Below are 16,823 nucleotides of genomic sequence, written 5' to 3' on the forward strand. Positions count from 1 at the left end.
GGCTACATGACCTGGGCCTCCACTGAGCCGCCTATGGGATTCGAACCCATGACCTACGCATTACGAGCCCGAGAGTGATCATGCTGGCTGCTGCCAGCATCGACCACTTGGCGATGAACCCGCAGGTCAGGACGTTGCGCCGTGACCCGCAATCCCGCCCGAACCGGCACGTGCTGCCCCGTCCGCTCACGCATCGCTCACGCAGAGAACGCTCACGCGAAAGGGCATCTGCAGAGCGTTAGCTGGGGGTCTCTGCTGTCTCGTCACCCTCGGCAAGTTCGTCTGGATCCGCGCCCAGGGCCTCGGCGATGGCAACGAACTCGGCCAGAGCAGCCTTCAAGTCCTCGACGATCTCCTGGGCAATCACACCCGGCGGCAGCTCGCTGTCAGCATCCTCCAGGGCTGGATCCTTCATCCAAGCAATGTCGAGGTTGATCTTGTCGCGCGCCATCAGCTCGTCGTAGCTGAAAGGCTTGAAGCGTCCCGACTCTAGCTCGACGCGCTCGCTATGGGGCTTACCGGGCAGGTAAGCGTCCACGAACTCCTGAAGGTCCGCCTGGCGGAGGGGACGTGTCTTAAGAGTGAAGTGCTTCGCCGTACGCAGGTCGTACACCCAGGTCGTGGACGTGTGCGGCCTTCCATCAGCCCGCGGAGCCTTCTTGTCGAAGAACAAGACGTTGGCCTTTACGCCGCCAGCGTAGAAGATGCCGGTGGGCAACCTCAGGATGGTGTGGAGGTCGAAATCCTGTAGCAGGCGACGTCGAACCTTCTCGCCAGCCCCGCCTTCGAAGAGGACGTTGTCCGGCAAGACGACAGCAGCACGGCCGTTGATCGCCATCAGCGACATGATGTGCTGAAGAAAGTTCAGCTGCTTGTTGGTGGTGCTCGCACGGAAGTCGTCGCGATCGTACGAGATGTCTTCTCGCTCGGACTTCCCGTCAGTACCGATCACGGTGATCGCGGACTTCTTGCCGAACGGCGGGTTCGCCAGGACCAACGAGGCGTGGCGGGACGGCTTCTTTGCGAGGGCATCCTCCACCTTGATGAGGGAAGGGCCGTCGCTTCGGCCGATGCCGTGAAGCAGCATGTTCATCGCGGCCAGGCGGGCAGTTCCGGGCACCAGCTCAGTGCCAAAGATGTTCGTCTCCAAGGCGAGCCGCTGCTCCCGGGACATGCTGCTGCCGTAGTGCTTGCGGATGTACTGCCGAGCTGCGATGAGGAAGCCACCGGTGCCACAAGCGGGATCGGTGATCGTGTCCTCCAGCGTGGGCTGGGTCACCTCAACCATGGCGTCGATCAGCACACGGGGCGTGAAGTACTGGCCGGCGCCAGTCTTGGTGTCCTCCGCTCCCTTGGCAAGGAGGCCCTCGTACGCGTCGCCCTTGAGGTCCGTCCCCGTGCCAGTCCAGTCTTGGGCGCCGATCAGGTCAACGGCGAGCTTCTGCAAAAGTGCGGGCTCGGTGATCCGGTTCTGCGCCTTGGCAAAGATCGTTCCGAGGGTGGTGCCGGGGTGCTTCGCGAGCTCCGTGAGGGTGTTGCGGTACTGCTCCTCCAGGGCAGTTCCGGTCTTGGAGACGAGGGTCCGCCAGTCGTAGTCAGCGGGGACGATCTTCGCAGCGGAGGGGTCATCCGCGAAGGGGTCGTTAGCGATCTCGTCGGCCATCTTGAGGAACAGCAGGTACGAGAGCTGCTCGACGTACTCGATGGTGGACAGGCCGTTGTCGCGCAGGACGTTGCAGTAGTTCCAGAGCTTGGCGACTAGAGCGCCGGTCTGAGGGGAAGCAGCGGTGGTCATACGTCAAGCTCCTGCTGGGCAGTAGTGGTGCGAGTGCGCTGTGTGGTGCGGCGACGGGCAGGCTTCGATACTGCCGCCCGGCGCTGAGCCTCGGCACGGGCGAACAGGGCGGAGGCAGGTTCGTCGTTGGGGTCTTGGGGAACGAGCTTGCCGGAGAAAGCCCGTTGCAAGAGAGCACGGCGGAGGGAAGCAGAGCGCAGTTGAGAACGAGCGATGATTTCCAGCGCATTCTCCATAACGGAAAGATCATCCTCCACACGCTCAACAATTAGCGACTGCTCGGCCGCGGGAGGGATCGGCAGAGGAAATTTCTTGATCTTCGAGAGGCTAATAGAGGCGAGATTCACACTCTGCTTACCGTTGCTCTCAAACCAGCGGCCACAGCTGTTGGCGTACCAGGACAGAAGCTTGGGATCGATCTCGCCATCGCGCACCCGCGCCCGAAAGACGTGGTTCTGGTGGATAGCTCCGGGGACCTGGCCCTCCCAGACCCAGCCGCGGCCAAGCTTGTCACGATCCCCACCTTCATTCATGAGCACGTCACCCGGCTGAAGAGCCAGCGCTGTAGCCTTGCCCTCCGGAACCCTGATCAGGGAAATCTCGTCCAGGTCAAGTCGTCCACGTTGAACGTTAGCGACCCGCAGGTAGGGAACCTCGCGCAGATCAGGGTCGCTCTGCTTCTTGCTATCTTTGGTGACGCCACCGGCGACGTCAGCCACATCCTCAAGGCGACGCCACCGCCATCCGCGCGGAACTCGCGGAAGCTCACCGTCAATGGTGCCCGCAGGTACGGGAAGAGAAGCTGCTTCCGAGTCGGAGTTCACGGCATATCCGAAGGTCGGATTCGACACCTCATCGCGGAGCCTAAGGAGACGGGCAAGGCACCGCCTGACCAGTGCCTGAGCAGCGTCGAGGCGAGAGATGTAATCCTCAAGGGAATCAACAATTCGCCCCTGCTCCGCAAGTGGAGGGATGGGAATCTCCCAGGCCTTCAGAATTCCCTGACTGATGTTTTGCTGCGCCCCCCCCTTCCCCGCAGAAATCAGAGCGCTTCGCTGCGACCACAGGTACCAAAACAGGTATCGCGCACTAACAATTTCAATGTTTGGCTGCGCAAAAGCGATGGCTTGATTTGTGGCCATGGGAACCGAGCTGAGACCAAGTTTGCCAATAGACCCGTACATGGCAATGAGTACGGAACCGGCGGGGATGACCTTGGCCGAACTATTCGCCAGACCTTCTTCAGTAATGAACCGCCCAGTGCGGGAAACCCTCCCGTCCGTCAGGTCGCCGATTACAGCCCAAGGAATATCCCCACCGTAATACTGGGGAACCGATGCCTTTGGCGTTCCCCCACTTCCCCAGGTGGCGATCTCCGCGAGAGTCGACATCTGCCATCCCACTGGGAGGAGATTTTCATCTTTGGTCATGCCAGTTCCTGGTTCAGTTCCGTCAGAAGTTTCCGCGCTGCGCCGGCATCCCCGCCAAATGCAGCGATGAAGCCGCGGCTGCCACCGCGTTCAGTGAAGGGCTCTTCCCGGAGCGCCTCCACCTCAACGCCAATGTCGCTGGCGACCCGGTCACAGATCCGCTCCAGCCACCACAGCTGGTCACTACTGTAGGTGGCTCCAGCCTGCTGCTGCCGCAGGATCCACCCCGCGAAGCGCTCCTCGACCGAGGACCTGTAGGGCCGGAGCTCACCCTCTGCCCCGAGTTCGTAACGGATGAGCGAGATCAGGTCAGGGATTCCTGCCCTCTTGCCGTGCTGAGCCGTCGCGCGTCCTAGGTCCTCATACGCCTGCCACAGTATCTGTGGGGTCCAGTCGTACTGGGGTCGCTTGATGTAGGCCGCGAGCTCTCGTAGCGCTGCGTAAGCCGCGTTTGGTGCCACCCGCGTCTGTCCAAGGGCAATCTCGATGGCGGTGAGTTCATCGCGTCGAGTGTCCAGGAGGCTATGCCAATCCGTAATGTACTTCCGCGCCCGTTCCTCCCGCGGAACCTCACGGAAGGTGGTGATCGTGGCGACCGTCACTTCATCGATCGTGAGATCTTCGTCGCGCCGGATCCCGGTGATCACCTTCCGAAGCTCGGCATCCGCAAGCGGCACGACCGCATCACGGATCAGCTTGCGCGCGGCCTCAGGCCCCTCGGCTAGGGTGGTTTCCTCCTGCTTGAAGGGGTCACAGGCCTCGCTCAGCCACCGGGTGATCATCGCCAGAGTGACCCCGCCAGCCGCATGCGTAATGATCTCGTGCTGCTCGTTTGTTAGCTGCTTGCCAAGGCGGCCCAACTTCCTGGCGAGCACCTCTGTCTCTTCCGCCGTGATCGCTCCGGAACCTGCCCTGTCCAGCAGTTTCTGAAGAGACATCCCCGGTGTCGTCGGGAGAGGCGCCGCGTCGACCAACTGGGAGCGAGTAACGCCTGCGGCGTCGATCAGCAGGAAGCGGTCCTTGACCACCGGCGGTACCGACTCATCGGCCCCCGGGGTAACCTCTCTCAGCTCGGTCTCGTCGATAGACCGCGCCCCACGCCCCTTCATTTGCTCAAAAAGCACCGCGCTCTTAACTGAGCGCATGAAGATGACGCACTCGAGGGCACGTACGTCGGTTCCCGTGGCGATCATATCCACGGTCACCGCAATACGAAGCTGGGGCGAGTTACGGAGTTCGTTGATCAGCTCGTCGGGGTTCTGCCCGTTCTGCCGGCTCTTGTAGGTGATCTTCGCAGCGAAATCGTCGCCACGGCCGAAGACCTCCTTAGCTTGCTTGAGTACCTCCTCCGCATGTGCCTCGCTGACCGCGAAGATCAGGGTCTTCGGGACCTCTTTACGGCCCGGGAACCAGCGCTGCCAGTTGTCGCGATAGGTCTGCAAGACCGTACGGATGTCGTCTTCAGCGATGACGTTGCGGCCGAGCTGCTTGCCGGAGTAGGAGAAGTCGTCCTCCAGCTCCTCAAGCCGTCGACGCCGCGATGCCCGTTCGAGTATGGGAACCGTAGTCCCCGCCTCGATCGTGGCGCCCTCATCATGGATGTCCGTGAACAGCTCCACCACGTCGAAGTCGACGTTGACGCCATCGGCCACGGCCTTGGCGAAGGAGTAGCTGGAGACCAGATTCTGGCCGAAGAAGCCCTTGGTCTGCGGCGTGGGTGTGGCGGTGAGCCCAACTAGGTGCGCGTCGAAGTACTCAAGGACGCCACGCCACAACCCATAGATCGAGCGGTGGCACTCATCAACCACGATCAGGTCGAACGACTCGATCGGCACCGCCGGGTTGTAAGCGACCTCGACTGGACGCCCGCTCTCAAAGGCGTCGTCTACCGCGTCCTCAAGGTCGTCGGATACGTCGTCGTCGATCAACGGCTGCCCGCGCAGCAGCGAGTACATCTTCTGGATGGTGCAGATGACCACCGAGGAGGTCTCCTGCAGGCCGGCTGCACCCAGCCGATCGACTCCGTAGAGCTCGGAGAACTTTCGGCCGTCATCCGGCGTGGTGTAGTTGCGGAACTCAGCGAGAGCCTGCTTGGCCAGGTTGTTCCGATCCACAAGAAACAGCACGCGCTTGGCCTGCGCGTACTTCAGCAGCCGGTAGGTCTCCGTCACCGCTGTGACGGTCTTGCCGGCACCAGTGGCCATCTGGATCAGCGCCCGGGGGCGATCCTCTGCGAGCGAGCCCTCAAGTCCCTCGATCGCCTCGATTTGTGCCGGTCGCAGACCCCCGGTCTCCAGCGGCGGCAGGGAGCGCAAGCCAGCACGCAGCGTCGGTGTCTCCGGCAGGTCCTCCGCGCGACGCATCCAGGCTGCGACGGTCTCCGGTCGGTGGAAGGCGAAGACTTGCCTGGAGCGCGAGTCCGGATCAAGGCGGTTGACGAAGTACGTTTCCGAGCCGGTAGTCGCATATCGGAACGCAAACGGTTCGTCCTCGCGCCACACCGCGAGGCGGAACTCCTTGAGCACACCGCGGGCGTAGCGGTCATTCTGAGCCAGGGCCCGGCTCAGTACCTCGCCTTCGCGCTTGGCCTCGATCACGCCGACGATCGCGCCGTCGACGTACAACACGTAGTCAGCGCGGCCGGTAGCCAGTGTGAACTCTCGGACAGCCACGCCTCGGTCAGCTCGCGGATTGAGGTCTTCGCGGTCCTGGATCAGCCAGCCGGCCTCGACGAGCATCTGGTCGATGACCTCGCGGGCTTGGATCTCGCTCAGCGGCTTGGGCCGCTGAGCCCGCTCCACAATCGCCTCACGAGCGGCCCGAGCGACGGACGTCGGCTGGCGCCGCGCTCGATCGTAGTCCTGTCGCTGAGCCGCTCGGAGCGCGATGATCTCGGCTTCAAGCTGTTCAATCCGCGAGGCCATCTCGGCCTGGTGAGCAGCAGAGCTCGCAACAAGCTGGGCGGCCTCATCCTGTGCCCGCCGCCCAGCCTCGGCCTGTTGCTGACGGGTCTCTGCCAGTTTCGTCCGGGACAGTGCCAGGGCCTGTCGGTGGTGCTCCAGTGCTTCTCGAAGCTCGGCGATCTCTGCCGGATTCGAAACGCCTTGGCCGGCCACGGGCGGCGCCGGGGGCACGAAGGCCCGAACGGTGCGCTTGCCGGAGATCGCCAGGTGGAACCAGTTGCCCAACTCGTAAGAGGTCTCAACAGCTTTGAGGGCTCGGACGGTGTCGAACAAGTGCCGATGCGCGGCACTGTTCCGCGCTGTACGCAGAGCATCGAATGCAGCACGCACCTCGGGCGTCAGCGCCCCGACGCGGGTGAGTGCGTCCAGCCGATCTACTTGCCGATCACCGTCGACCCTCAGCCCCACCCGGGTGACGAGCTCCTCCGCCAACACCTCGCCGAATTGCCCGGCCTGGACCAGAGCTGCGTTCGGGTTGGTGAAGACGTTCGCCTCTGCCAGTGCTCCATAGAGTGCCAGCAGCGGCTGATACTGAAAGAGCACACCGAAGTTCGGGGACCGCCTGGCGAGGTCCCGAAGCCGCTCGTCCATATACCCCGCCCGTCCGTCGCACGCATGGGTGCGTGCGTGTCCAATGATCCGATCCAGGTGTAACGCCTTAGGTTACGCAATGCTCAGGCCGTCCCGGGCCCGAACGGACGGCAGCCCGGAAGCCCAGCCCCTTCCAAGCGCGGCAAGGGCGCGAGTCCTAAGGTGACGATCCAGTCACGCAAGGACGCGTCGCACAGCGCCCGCGCCGAACTCGGCCAGATACAGGTCGCCGGTGTCTGCGACCGCCAGCTGGCTCGGATTCTTGAGTCCTGAGGCAAGTGTCTCAAGTCGCTTGTCTCGAAGCAGAAGTAGTCTGCCGGACTCGAAGTCGCTGAGCACAATCCCTGAGGTCGTGGCGGCCACCCCGCTGAGGCCAGTAAGCACCTGGCCGGCCAGCAGGTCCAAGGGCGCGGACTCTGACTCGTCGAGCGGGACCTGCCACAGCCGATTCCGGCGTGGCCCATGTGGATCTCCGGCCTCTGGTGAGCAGAGCACATACAACGACGTCGGTGTGAGGGCAAGAGCAATGGGGCGTCCCGGGACGGACCCAAACGATGTGGCGGAGCCGTCCGTACTCACGCGCTGCAGTGCGCCGGTGTACGTGGCCACGATCAGGTCATCGTTAAGCCATGCGAAGGCCATGGGTGTTCCCGCAGGGCCGCCCTGAAGCTTAATCAGCTTGCTGCTGTGGTAGTCACTCGTATGGTGGAGCACCAGGATCCAGGGGCGATCCAGGAGTCGGACGGCCAGCTCACCATCGTCCCGGGAGGCCATTGAATCCGTACCCAGGCCGGGCAGCAGGCGGGTGGGCACCATGGCAAGTAGACGGTAGACGCCATCCGTGCCAGCCCTCCACAGTTGCTGACCTCGTGTGCTCACCACCAAGCCCTTGGGTGTCCAGGCGAGGCCCGCAACGGGCGGCAAGCCAGAAAGATAGGCGGTGATCGTGTCGCTCGGGTGGGCCGCGGTCTCCACGCTAGCCTCGGCAGTGCACCCGTCATGCAGGCACCGAAGCAGGCTGATGCCTGGGCCCTTGGCAATGACAGCACCACCCTTGAAGATCGCGACCTTCTCGTTGGCCGATGTCACTTGTGGGTCGTCGATCGGCGCAGTCCAGGTAGCAGTGCCATCCGTGTAGTGGCCCAGCACGCGGAGCGGGGCCTTGTTTCCGCCGCGCAGCAGTAGGTGTGACGGCTCGATGCTGATCTTCATGAGGCGATCGGGGTGGGCAGGGGCAACCGGCTGGCCATCGAACATGCCGCTGTCATCCCAGATTTTGCTCAGCTGGTCGCCCGGGCGATTGCGCACCCAGGCCGCTCCTATGCCGGAGCCAGATGCATCCCAGTGCCAGGCGACGTAATGGCCAACCTGGTAGGTCTCGCTGGTCGGCACGATCCGCTCCCCTGGCACTCCTGCTTCAAGGGTCGCCAAGCGCACCCCGGGCACGTCGAGTTGCCGCTGGCCGTCGGAGTCTGCGAAGAGGGGGATATTAACCTCGACGACCCGGTACCAGTTCGTCTGACCCGGCGCGAGCGTGAGCCAAACGACGTGGGCCGGCCCCTGGCGAGTTCCGTCCACCAAATGAATGCGGTGCTCGCCTGGGGGGACGCCACCCACATCGACGGTCAGGGTACCCGTCTGGTAGCTGATCTTGTCGAGCTTGTGCTTCTCGTCAAGCCACACCTCGACCTGGCTCCCGGACCGCTCAACCCAGAGAGTCAGCGCTGTGCCTTGATCATGGCGGAATCCGCGCACGGCGGGGGCCCGGTCGATGTCGCGGTCTAGCAGGTCAAGCAGCGAACTGGCATGTGCAAGGAGGCGCAGGCACTCTCGGCGTGACCGGCAGGGCAACAACGGTCGATCCTTGTGTGAGCGGTCCCCCTTGAACAGCCCGATCGCCCCGGCGAACAGCTCGACCATGCGGTCAGCGTCTTGATTCCTGTCGGAGATGCGGATCAGATTACCCGTCCCCTTGAATGCCGACGTGATCAACCCATTGCCGATGGCGACGCTGCCAACACGTTGCTGCACCTCGTGCTCGAGTCGTCGGAACGCCGCAAAGATGGCGTCGTCGAATCGGTCAGCCCGTAGCAAACCCTCGCACGCATCAACGACCTCCGGACGCAGAAGCGTCATGTGGACAGCCAGCTCCCCATCCACAGCGGGAGAAACTGGACGATCGTCCGTGGCGATCTCCAGGCTCACCTGGGGTGCAGACGCCGAAGGTGCCTGGGTCCGACGTAGGTTCTGTTCATCGACGAGGTCGAGCAGGTCCTCGACGCCGTGAACTCGACGGTATGGGCGCGTGCCGCGCCGATCAACGTTGAACTGCCACTGCCACGGACTATTCGTCTGGCGACCACTACCTCTCCACAGCCGGGGGAGCTGATCCGCTAGGGCGAACAGCCGGTTCATCAAGTCGCGAGCGTGAAGGACATCCTCCGCTGGTTCGACTGATTCGCCGCCAGGCGAGCTCAAGGACAGGCCCAGGTGCGCCGCGAAGTCCAAACTCGATGCGACCAGTTCCTTCTCTGGATCATCAGACCCCTGCTGTTCCAGCGCCACCGTCCACTCGACGAAGTCACTCAAACGGGAGAGGTCAGACAGCCCTCCGTCGCAGACAGCCACACCCCGGAGGGTGATCCGCACCTCGTCGTTGTCGGAGTACCCATGCGCGTGCCATGGCTTTGCGATATATCGCGAGCTGATCGCAACCAAGGCGGCCTGGGCGTCTTCGATGCCAAGCTCGCGATCCGCCCTCAGGTCGACAGCGGTGAAGGTCGGCCAGGAACCTCGCTGACTCATCAGCCCGTAGACAGTCTGCAGGAGGAGCCGATCCTGAGAATCCAGCGCTTCGTCGTTCACAGAGTGATTCTTGCGTCTACCCCGGGGTCAGCGCAGGGAGATTACGTGCAAGTCATAAGAGTCACAGGCGAACTCAACGGTTCGACATAGCACCCACAGCCATCACGTTGGCCAGCGCTCTCCTGTCTGTGATCCACTCCGTGTCACCGACCGCGACCGAGCACCGCACGGCCTCGATGACGGCTTCGTCGGCTCTTGCCGGGCGGGCCAGATGCGCCCGCATGTAGTGCTTGAAGACCGCGGGAAGCTGGTCAGACCGAGTCGCACTCTTGGTCTTCAGGGAGAAGAGCGGGAGAAACCACTGCTCGAAGTCGTCCTTGAGCACCTGGGTGGCTCGGTACGCCTCGTGCAGCGGCTGGAGGCTTGCCACGTGATCGTACGGGAGGTGCCCATGGAGGGCGTACTGGAGGCGGGTTCCGTCGTGTTCGCGGAAGTGCTGGCCGTGGGCGGCGATGTGGTTGGCCGCGTTCTCGGTGATGGTCATGACGGCCGTGTCCGCTTCGTGCCGGTGCGCTGCGGCGAGGACGGTGGCGTGGATACCGACGCGTGGGTCGAGGACGAGGCCGCTGAGCCCGAGAGGCGAGAGGCCGATGCCATGGTCGCGGGTTCGGGAGAGGATCAGCCGCTCGGCAACGTTGCCGGCGGTGTGCTGGAGGTGCTTGGGCTGCTGGCGGTGGCTGGCGTGGATGTCGGAGCGGTTGAGGACGGGGCGGTCCTTCGCGAGTTCGGCGACGAGGTGAAGGCCAGTGCGTTCTCGGGTGTCGGTGCTGCCGCAGGCGTTGCAGGGGTGGCCGCCGGTGCCGGTCATGTGACCGCAGGCCCGGCATGTGGGGACCGTCTCGCGGCTGATGGTGAAGGTGCGGGCGCGGAGGTTGTTCTCGATCATCTCCAGCGCGAGGCTGGCGACCTCAGCGTCGGTGTCGGTCATGATGCCGCCCGCCGGGGACTGTCCGGGCGGGTACTTGTCGGCTATCAGGTCGACCTCAAAGCGCTGGCGGGGGATCGTCGGGCCGGCGGCCTCGCGGTGGCGGAGGTCTCCGGCGAGGGTGACGGTGTTCCACAGGTGCGGAGCGGGCGGTAAGCAGAGGATGGCGTTGAGGGCGGCGGCAAGGCGGATGCCGACGGCCTTGCCGGGCCGGGTGGCGAAGGTGAAGGGCCCGTTCTGGACGGGCCCGTTGAGGAACAGACATCGCACGGGCTTCTCCTAGATCGGCGGGGTGGTGGTTCCCGTCCGGGTGAACCGGCCGTCGTGCAGCTCGTAGTGGAGGATCGCGGCGTTGGGCATCTTGCCCTTCCGCTCCTCGGCGAGGATCTCGGGCAGGGTTCGGAGTTCGAGCAGGGATCGCAGCGCCACCGCGGCGGTCTGGTGGGTGAGGGCGACGACGGTGCGCGCTCCCTGGAGTTCGGCCTGAGCGAGGGCGGCGAACTCAGCGGCCCGGTTGAGCACGCCCTCGGCGAGCGACTCGCCGCCGCCTGGCGCGGTCCAGACGTGCTTGCGCAGGCGGCGGTCCTCGGCGAGTTCGGGGTAGCTGTCGTACAGCTCGCGCTTGGTCATGTAGGTGGCGTCGCCGTAGTGCTGCTCGTCCAGGAGCGTCGTCTGCTGGGGCCAGCCGTCGGGGAGGGCGGGCAGGGCGATCGCAGCGGTGTCGATCGCCCTGCGGTAGGTCGAGGTATAGACGTGCGGCTCGGGGCCCGCGAGTTGCGGGAGGATCTCCGCGAGCCACTGGGCCTGCTGGAAGCCGCGCGGGGTCAGGCCGACGATGGTGCGGGAGATGGCGTACGCGGCGTGTCCGCTGTAAGGGCGGGGGTCCTGGTAGAAGCCGTTGTACTTGTCGGCGTTCTCGACGGACTCGGCGTGTCGGATGACGAGCAGGGGCAAGACAGGGCTCCTACCCGGCGAGGTTGGCGACGTAGGAGCCGCTGACGGTCCAGGGGGTGAGTTCGATGCCGAAGCCGCTGTGTTCGCCGTCCTGGGTGTGGACGAGCTTGCCGGAAAGGTGCACGGTGTCGCCGGACCTGAAGGCGCCCGTGTAGGCGCCGAGGTACGAGCGCATGTGGGTGATCCGGCGGGCGAAGGAGTCGGCCTCGTCGATGGTCGAGTTGAGGATGGTCTTGACCTTGATCCCGTAGACGGCCGGGGTGGTGAGGCCCTCGGCGTGGTCGGTGATCTTGGCGAGGAGGGAGATCTCGCCGATCTCCTTGGAGGAGATCCGGGCGAAGGTCTTGTCGCGGTCGGAGCGGATGGGTTCGCAGTTGATGTGCGCACCGGCGTTGGCGGTGAGTCCTTGGAGTTTGCGGCGTTCCTGCTTGATGAGGGCGTCGAATGAGCTGCCCTCCATGTACTTGGCCCGGCGGATGTACAGCCGAGTGAGGTCGTCTCCGTCGTACGGCCGGATCAGGTCGGTCTGCTGGAAGAGCTCTTGTGCGGCCTGGTAGCCCTCTGGCCCGTAGCAGACGAGGTCGATGTCGGAGCGTTCGTTGAAGCAGCCGACGAGGAAGGAGCCGGTGACGCCGATCAGGCCCTGGGCGTCGTTCGCGGTGATCCACTCGGTGATCGCCAGGAGGTCCTTGCCTGCCGGGTTGTCGGCGACCGCGCCGGGGTCCTCGTGGATGGCGGCGAGGGCTTGGCGGCAGGAGTAGTGGACGGCGACGTCCTCGCGCGGGATGCCGGTGATGACGCAGCCGAGGGTGTCGGAGTAGACGTAGCACTCCGGCCTGCCGGCGAGGATGCCGAAAGACTTCGACACGACGCTGTTCTGCCGGTAGGTCCGGTCGAAGAGCCGCCGGTCGCCTTTCTCGTCGGGGTGGTACTTGACGTAGCCGAGGTAGTGGCTGCCGGGGTGGCTGTCGCCGATGACCTTGAAGACGACGCCGTGGTGGTCCATCAGGTAGTCGCGGTCGCGGACGGTGGGGACCGGCCTACCGGTGTTCAGCGGTGAACCGTTCCAGAGTGGGGAAGGTGCCGGTGTCGATCGTGTTGGACGACTCATACTGATCAAGTCCCATCGTGAAGAGGGTGCGGCGGTACTGCCACTTGATGTGCTTGTCGTGCCGTGTGGGGTCGGTGGGCCGCATGAGGGCGAGGAAGAAGAAGCACTTGACGAGCAGGAAGTCGCCCAGGTGCTCGCTCACCCGCTGCCCGATCAGGGATGCGGTGGTCTCGTCGAGTGCGCCGGTGTAGGCGGTGCGCTGTTCCGGGGTGATGCTGTAGCCCTTGCCGCCGCCCTTGAAGGCCACGATGTCGAGCGCAGGGTAGACGTCGTAGCCGAGCGGGACCGGTCCATGGTGCTGCCAGTCGATGACGCCGGCCTGGAGGACGTTGGGCAGGCCGTAGTCCAGGTGCCCGTGCACCATCGGGAGCTGGGCCAGCCGGTCGAGAGCGTGCTTGACCACCTCGTGGACGCGCGGGGTATCGAAGTCCGGGTTCTCCTCGAAGACCTCGGCCGCAAAGGCCGCCTTCTCGAACCACGGCGTGGCGGGGAGGGGGTGTCTTGCCTGAGCTCGCAGGAGCTTCGACGCAACGGTGGCAGCCGTACTGATGACCTGGTAGCTGACTTGGCCGTCCCGGCCGGCGTCGGCCAGGGCCTCCTCGTGCAGCGAGGTGTCACCGATGGCACGCTCGACGACGAAGTAGCGGCCGTCCTCCGAGCCGCTGTCGACGATCTGCGGCACCGGGTAGCCCAGGCCGGCAACCAGTTGCTGGAACTCGCCCTCCGCCTGCAGATCTTCGCCACCGGTCCGCTTGTAGAGCAAGCCATCGGTCGACCTCCACACCGCGCCTTCGGTAGCGGTCCTGTTCTTCACGAACTCCCAGTCACTCATCCATCCATCCTTTCGTAGCGCCGAGTTGACCTGGGGCAAACGCGACTGTGGGCGGGTTGCGCGGGATCGGGCCAGCCGTTCCTGAGGGGGCCACCAGTGCTGTCGCGGCCCGGTCGGTGTACCTGCATCGGTACGGCCAAGATCAGACGGACAATGCTGCATTCGACCTCTTGTGCGCCCGGCCGTGCCCGGTCGCGGAAGTCGGGTCTTCGGAGAGGTGGACCTACTGGGGAGGGAATGATCAACCGCCACGACGGTGGCGCCCCAGTCGCCCGCCCAGCGGCTTGAAGCTCTGATCGGGCTGGGGAGGCAGCGCAAGCTGAGACGGCTCGTCGCTGAGCAGGATCGAGTGCCAGACCCGCTCCTGGAGTTCCCGGATGCACGGGCCGCAGGCGTACATGGGCGCCTGGGCTCCCGCCACGCTCACGGGACCGATCCACAGCACTCGGGTCCACTGCTGACCGCAGTAGAGCCAGCAGAAGCCGTCCACCCACTGGTTTCCATCGTCGGTGGCCGCTGGGGCAGGCCGACCGCCCCGGGCGAAGTCGGTGATTCCCGGGATCACCCGGTGTGGCACGGCCAGTTCCGTCAGCACAGCTCAACTCCCGACTCAGTGGCTCTCGGCCGCCGTGGGCACCGATCCGGTCTTGTCCGTGTCGGCGAACAGGAGGGTGGGCTCGGCGAGGATGTCGCGGCCGGCCTCGCTCTTGTAGATCTCGTCCACGCTGCCGAACCGGGCCTTGGAGTAGTCGAGCTCGAGCAGGGCCGCGGCCTGGCGGACCGACGCCTCGTCGGGTCCCTCGATCTCGACGAAGGTCGGCAGGTCGGGCCAGGTGTCGAAGTCGAAGACGACCTCGCCCAGACGCCACTCCTCGCGGTAGTTCTCCTGGTAGCGGACCTCACGCAGGCCGACGCGGCGGAGGATCTCGGCGGTGGCGTGGAGGTCGGCGACCTCGGTGTCGATCTCCGTGGTGCCGTCGATCGTGGTCGCGTCGGTGACCTGCTTGAGCGTGAGGGTCGAGCGGGTGCCCTCGTCGCGCAGCCGGACCCACTGGTTGCTGTCGAGGGCGTCGTTCTCGAAGATCTTGCGGGTGAGGAGGGTGCATGGGAACACCCGAACGGCACCCAGAGCCGTCAGTTTCGCCTGGAGGGCGGCGACATCGACGGACAGGAACTTGGCCTCGTACTCGTGCCTCATGATTCCCTTTCTCTGATTGCTGGTCGGCTACCTGGGAGTGCGGGCCGCCAGCAGGAGGCCCATGCGGTGGGTGTGGTCCTGAAGCCGGCCGACGTGGGCCCGCTCGGTGAACTCGCCGGTCCTCAGCGTCAGCAGGATGGTCCAGGCGCTGGTGAAGTGGCGGCTGAGCCTCTCCGGAGAGGTGTAGTGCTCGATGAGATGGTGGCGCTGGTCGACGGGCATCATGAACTCCGCACCGAACAGGCCGTTGGGACGTACGAGGAGCTGCATGCGGGCGATGAACTCGGCGAGCGGGCGATGGTGGTTGGCGCTGTAGTGCCACGAGCAGCTCGTCCAGACCGCGTCGCAGAGGGTGCCGAGGGGCTCGGCGTCGAGGAAGTCCTGGTCGACCACTCGCACCCGGTCGTAGAGCTCTTCGAGCTTGAGGCGGTCGATCAGCCCCATCGCGTGAGCGTCGACCCCACCCGGAAGTCGGACCTCGCCGCCGTGAAGGGCCTGCGGGTCGCGTTCGAAGGCGACGACCCGGTAGCCGGCGGCGGCCAGCGGCAGGACCAATCTGCCGTCGGCGGCCCCGATGACCGCGACCGTGCCCTCAGGTGCGACCCGTTCCTTGAGCGCGGCGAGGAACTGGGGGAAGAACGTGAGCGTGTGCTCCCACAGGCTCTGTGTCTGCACGGTTCTGGGCTCCTTGAGGGGCGGTGGCGAGAATGGCTCGGACGACCTGCTCGGGTTCGAGCCCGGTGGTGTCGACCTGGTGCATCGGGAACCGGGCGTAGGCGGCGGTGATTCGTTCGGCGACGTCCTCGCTGAGCGTGTCCCAGGGAGACACGGGCTTCTGCCGGCCGGCCAGGCGGCGTTGACGTTCGTTCTCGGCGCAGACCAACTGGTAGGTGACCGGCTGAGGCAGGTCGGGCGGCAGGGCGATGCCCAGGCGGGCTCCGAATGCCTGGTGATTGGCCAGGCATCGGGCGAAGTAGCTCTCCACCACGACGGGGATGCCCGCGTCCAGGCAGCTCTGGATCTCGTCGATGGCCGTGAACAGTGCGGAGAGGTAGAAGCACAGCCGGGCCTCGGTGTTCTCCCGGCGGTCGATCTCCGGTCGGAGCTGCTGGTAGAGGAGCGGGACGGTAGGGACCAGGACGGCACCCCGGGCTGCGGCAAGCAGTGGTGCGATGGTCGACTTGCCGGTGCCGCGCAGCCCTTCGAGGCATTCGAAGAGGGGACCGTCAGGCACGGCCGTACACCACGTCGGGTACGGCGAGCGTGAGTTCGTCCGTGGTGGACGGCCGATGGTGGATGCGGTCCGTGAGCTTGTCGTACCAGAAGGCGTGGAAGTCCTTGCCGACCGCCTTGCAGGACATGGTGAGTGCTCCGCGCGGGTCGACCTCGATCCGCTCGATCTCACGCGGGCCGGCGGCGGGAGCGCAGGTCTCCGGGGCACCGTCTGCGGACAGGTCTTCGTCGAGGACGATCTCGATGGCCAGGTCGGCGGCCTGGAGCTGTTCGCGCAGGCGGGTGTAGGCCGTGGGGTCGGTGACGAGGAGCTCGGGGTGGTCAGCGGCATTGCCGACCGACCGCAGGCAGTGCAGCTTCAACTGCCGTGCGCCGAAGTCCTGGAGGGTGCGGGCCAGCGGCAGCACCTCGTGGATGTTGCGGGAGGTGACCGTCAGGGTGGCTCCGGTATGGACCCCGAGTTCCCGCGCCCGGCTGAGCGCGCTGAGCGCGCCCTGGTAACTGCCGACCTTGCGGATCTGGTCGTTGGTCGCGCCGATCCCCTCCAGCGAAACCCGCAGGAAGTCGAGGTACGGAGTGATCTCGGTGAGGCGGCGCTCGATGCGGTAGCCGTTGGTGCAGATCTCGACCTGCAGGCCCAGCTGCTGCTTGGCGTAGCGGACCGCCTGCGGCAGGTCCTTGTGGAGGAACGGCTCCCCACCGAGCAGGGTGACCGCCTCGGTGCCGTAGCGGTGGTGCATGAGGGTGAGGAGGTTGATCACCTCCTGGAGGCTGAACGCATCGGCGCGTTGCAGCCGCTCACCGTGGAAACAGTGCAGGCAGGTGAAGTTGCAGCGGTACAGCAGCTGTAGGTACAGCATCCGGATCCTGCGGACGCCGGTGACTTCCTCGATCACGTGGACCCCCTCGGCCGATTGGCTGTTGGA

General features: G+C 65.1%; 13 protein-coding genes. All 13 read right to left on the reverse strand.

The window, feature by feature from the left end:
• Window positions 1–238: 238 nt before the first annotated feature.
• Window positions 239–1,795 carry a class I SAM-dependent DNA methyltransferase gene (locus IH44_RS0108755; protein WP_030458866.1) on the reverse strand — a complete coding sequence of 519 codons (1,557 nt, stop codon included), beginning with the start codon at window positions 1,793–1,795 and terminating at the stop codon, window positions 239–241.
• Window positions 1,792–3,225 carry a restriction endonuclease subunit S gene (locus tag IH44_RS44045; protein WP_081966795.1) on the reverse strand — a complete coding sequence of 478 codons (1,434 nt, stop codon included), beginning with the start codon at window positions 3,223–3,225 and terminating at the stop codon, window positions 1,792–1,794. Before IH44_RS44045 ends, IH44_RS0108755 begins: the two co-directional genes overlap by 4 nt.
• The gene (locus tag IH44_RS40745) at window positions 3,222–6,779 is read right to left on the reverse strand and encodes a DEAD/DEAH box helicase family protein (RefSeq protein ID WP_030458867.1); all 3,558 of its coding nucleotides are present in this window, start codon (window positions 6,777–6,779) and stop codon (window positions 3,222–3,224) included. The genes IH44_RS44045 and IH44_RS40745 overlap by 4 nt, the downstream gene beginning before the upstream one ends.
• Window positions 6,780–6,953: 174 nt before the next feature.
• Window positions 6,954–9,644: a TIGR02391 family protein gene (locus IH44_RS0108765; RefSeq protein ID WP_030458868.1), complete on the reverse strand. Its 2,691-nt coding sequence runs from the start codon at window positions 9,642–9,644 to the stop codon at window positions 6,954–6,956.
• A gap of 73 nt (window positions 9,645–9,717) precedes the next feature.
• Window positions 9,718–10,839 (reverse strand): hypothetical protein, encoded by a 1,122-nt coding sequence (locus IH44_RS0108770; protein WP_051816679.1) that lies wholly within the window; start codon window positions 10,837–10,839, stop codon window positions 9,718–9,720.
• Window positions 10,840–10,848: 9 nt separating this feature from the next.
• The gene (locus IH44_RS0108775; RefSeq protein ID WP_030458870.1) at window positions 10,849–11,523 is read right to left on the reverse strand and encodes a histidine phosphatase family protein; all 675 of its coding nucleotides are present in this window, start codon (window positions 11,521–11,523) and stop codon (window positions 10,849–10,851) included.
• Between the two features lie 10 nt (window positions 11,524–11,533).
• Window positions 11,534–12,529, reverse strand: coding sequence for a nucleotidyltransferase domain-containing protein (locus IH44_RS0108780; RefSeq protein WP_030458871.1), 996 nt, complete (start codon window positions 12,527–12,529; stop codon window positions 11,534–11,536).
• 34 nt (window positions 12,530–12,563) lie between these two features.
• The gene (locus tag IH44_RS0108785) at window positions 12,564–13,466 is read right to left on the reverse strand and encodes a phosphotransferase (RefSeq protein ID WP_030458872.1); all 903 of its coding nucleotides are present in this window, start codon (window positions 13,464–13,466) and stop codon (window positions 12,564–12,566) included.
• Window positions 13,467–13,707: 241 nt separating this feature from the next.
• Window positions 13,708–14,061 (reverse strand): hypothetical protein, encoded by a 354-nt coding sequence (locus IH44_RS0108790; protein WP_030458873.1) that lies wholly within the window; start codon window positions 14,059–14,061, stop codon window positions 13,708–13,710.
• A gap of 15 nt (window positions 14,062–14,076) precedes the next feature.
• Entirely contained in the window at window positions 14,077–14,664 is a 588-nt protein-coding gene (locus tag IH44_RS0108795; RefSeq protein ID WP_030458874.1) for a class IV adenylate cyclase, read from the reverse strand.
• Window positions 14,665–14,691: 27 nt separating this feature from the next.
• Window positions 14,692–15,339 carry a bifunctional 2-polyprenyl-6-hydroxyphenol methylase/3-demethylubiquinol 3-O-methyltransferase UbiG gene (locus IH44_RS0108800; RefSeq protein ID WP_030458875.1) on the reverse strand — a complete coding sequence of 216 codons (648 nt, stop codon included), beginning with the start codon at window positions 15,337–15,339 and terminating at the stop codon, window positions 14,692–14,694.
• Window positions 15,257–15,898 carry a hypothetical protein gene (locus IH44_RS0108805; protein WP_030458876.1) on the reverse strand — a complete coding sequence of 214 codons (642 nt, stop codon included), beginning with the start codon at window positions 15,896–15,898 and terminating at the stop codon, window positions 15,257–15,259. The genes IH44_RS0108800 and IH44_RS0108805 overlap by 83 nt, the downstream gene beginning before the upstream one ends.
• Window positions 15,891–16,793 carry a radical SAM protein gene (locus tag IH44_RS0108810; RefSeq protein ID WP_030458877.1) on the reverse strand — a complete coding sequence of 301 codons (903 nt, stop codon included), beginning with the start codon at window positions 16,791–16,793 and terminating at the stop codon, window positions 15,891–15,893. Before IH44_RS0108810 ends, IH44_RS0108805 begins: the two co-directional genes overlap by 8 nt.
• Window positions 16,794–16,823 lie beyond the last annotated feature (30 nt).

The organism is Kitasatospora sp. NRRL B-11411, from assembly GCF_000721345.1.
Classification (GTDB): Bacteria; Actinomycetota; Actinomycetes; order Streptomycetales; family Streptomycetaceae; genus Kitasatospora; species Kitasatospora cineracea.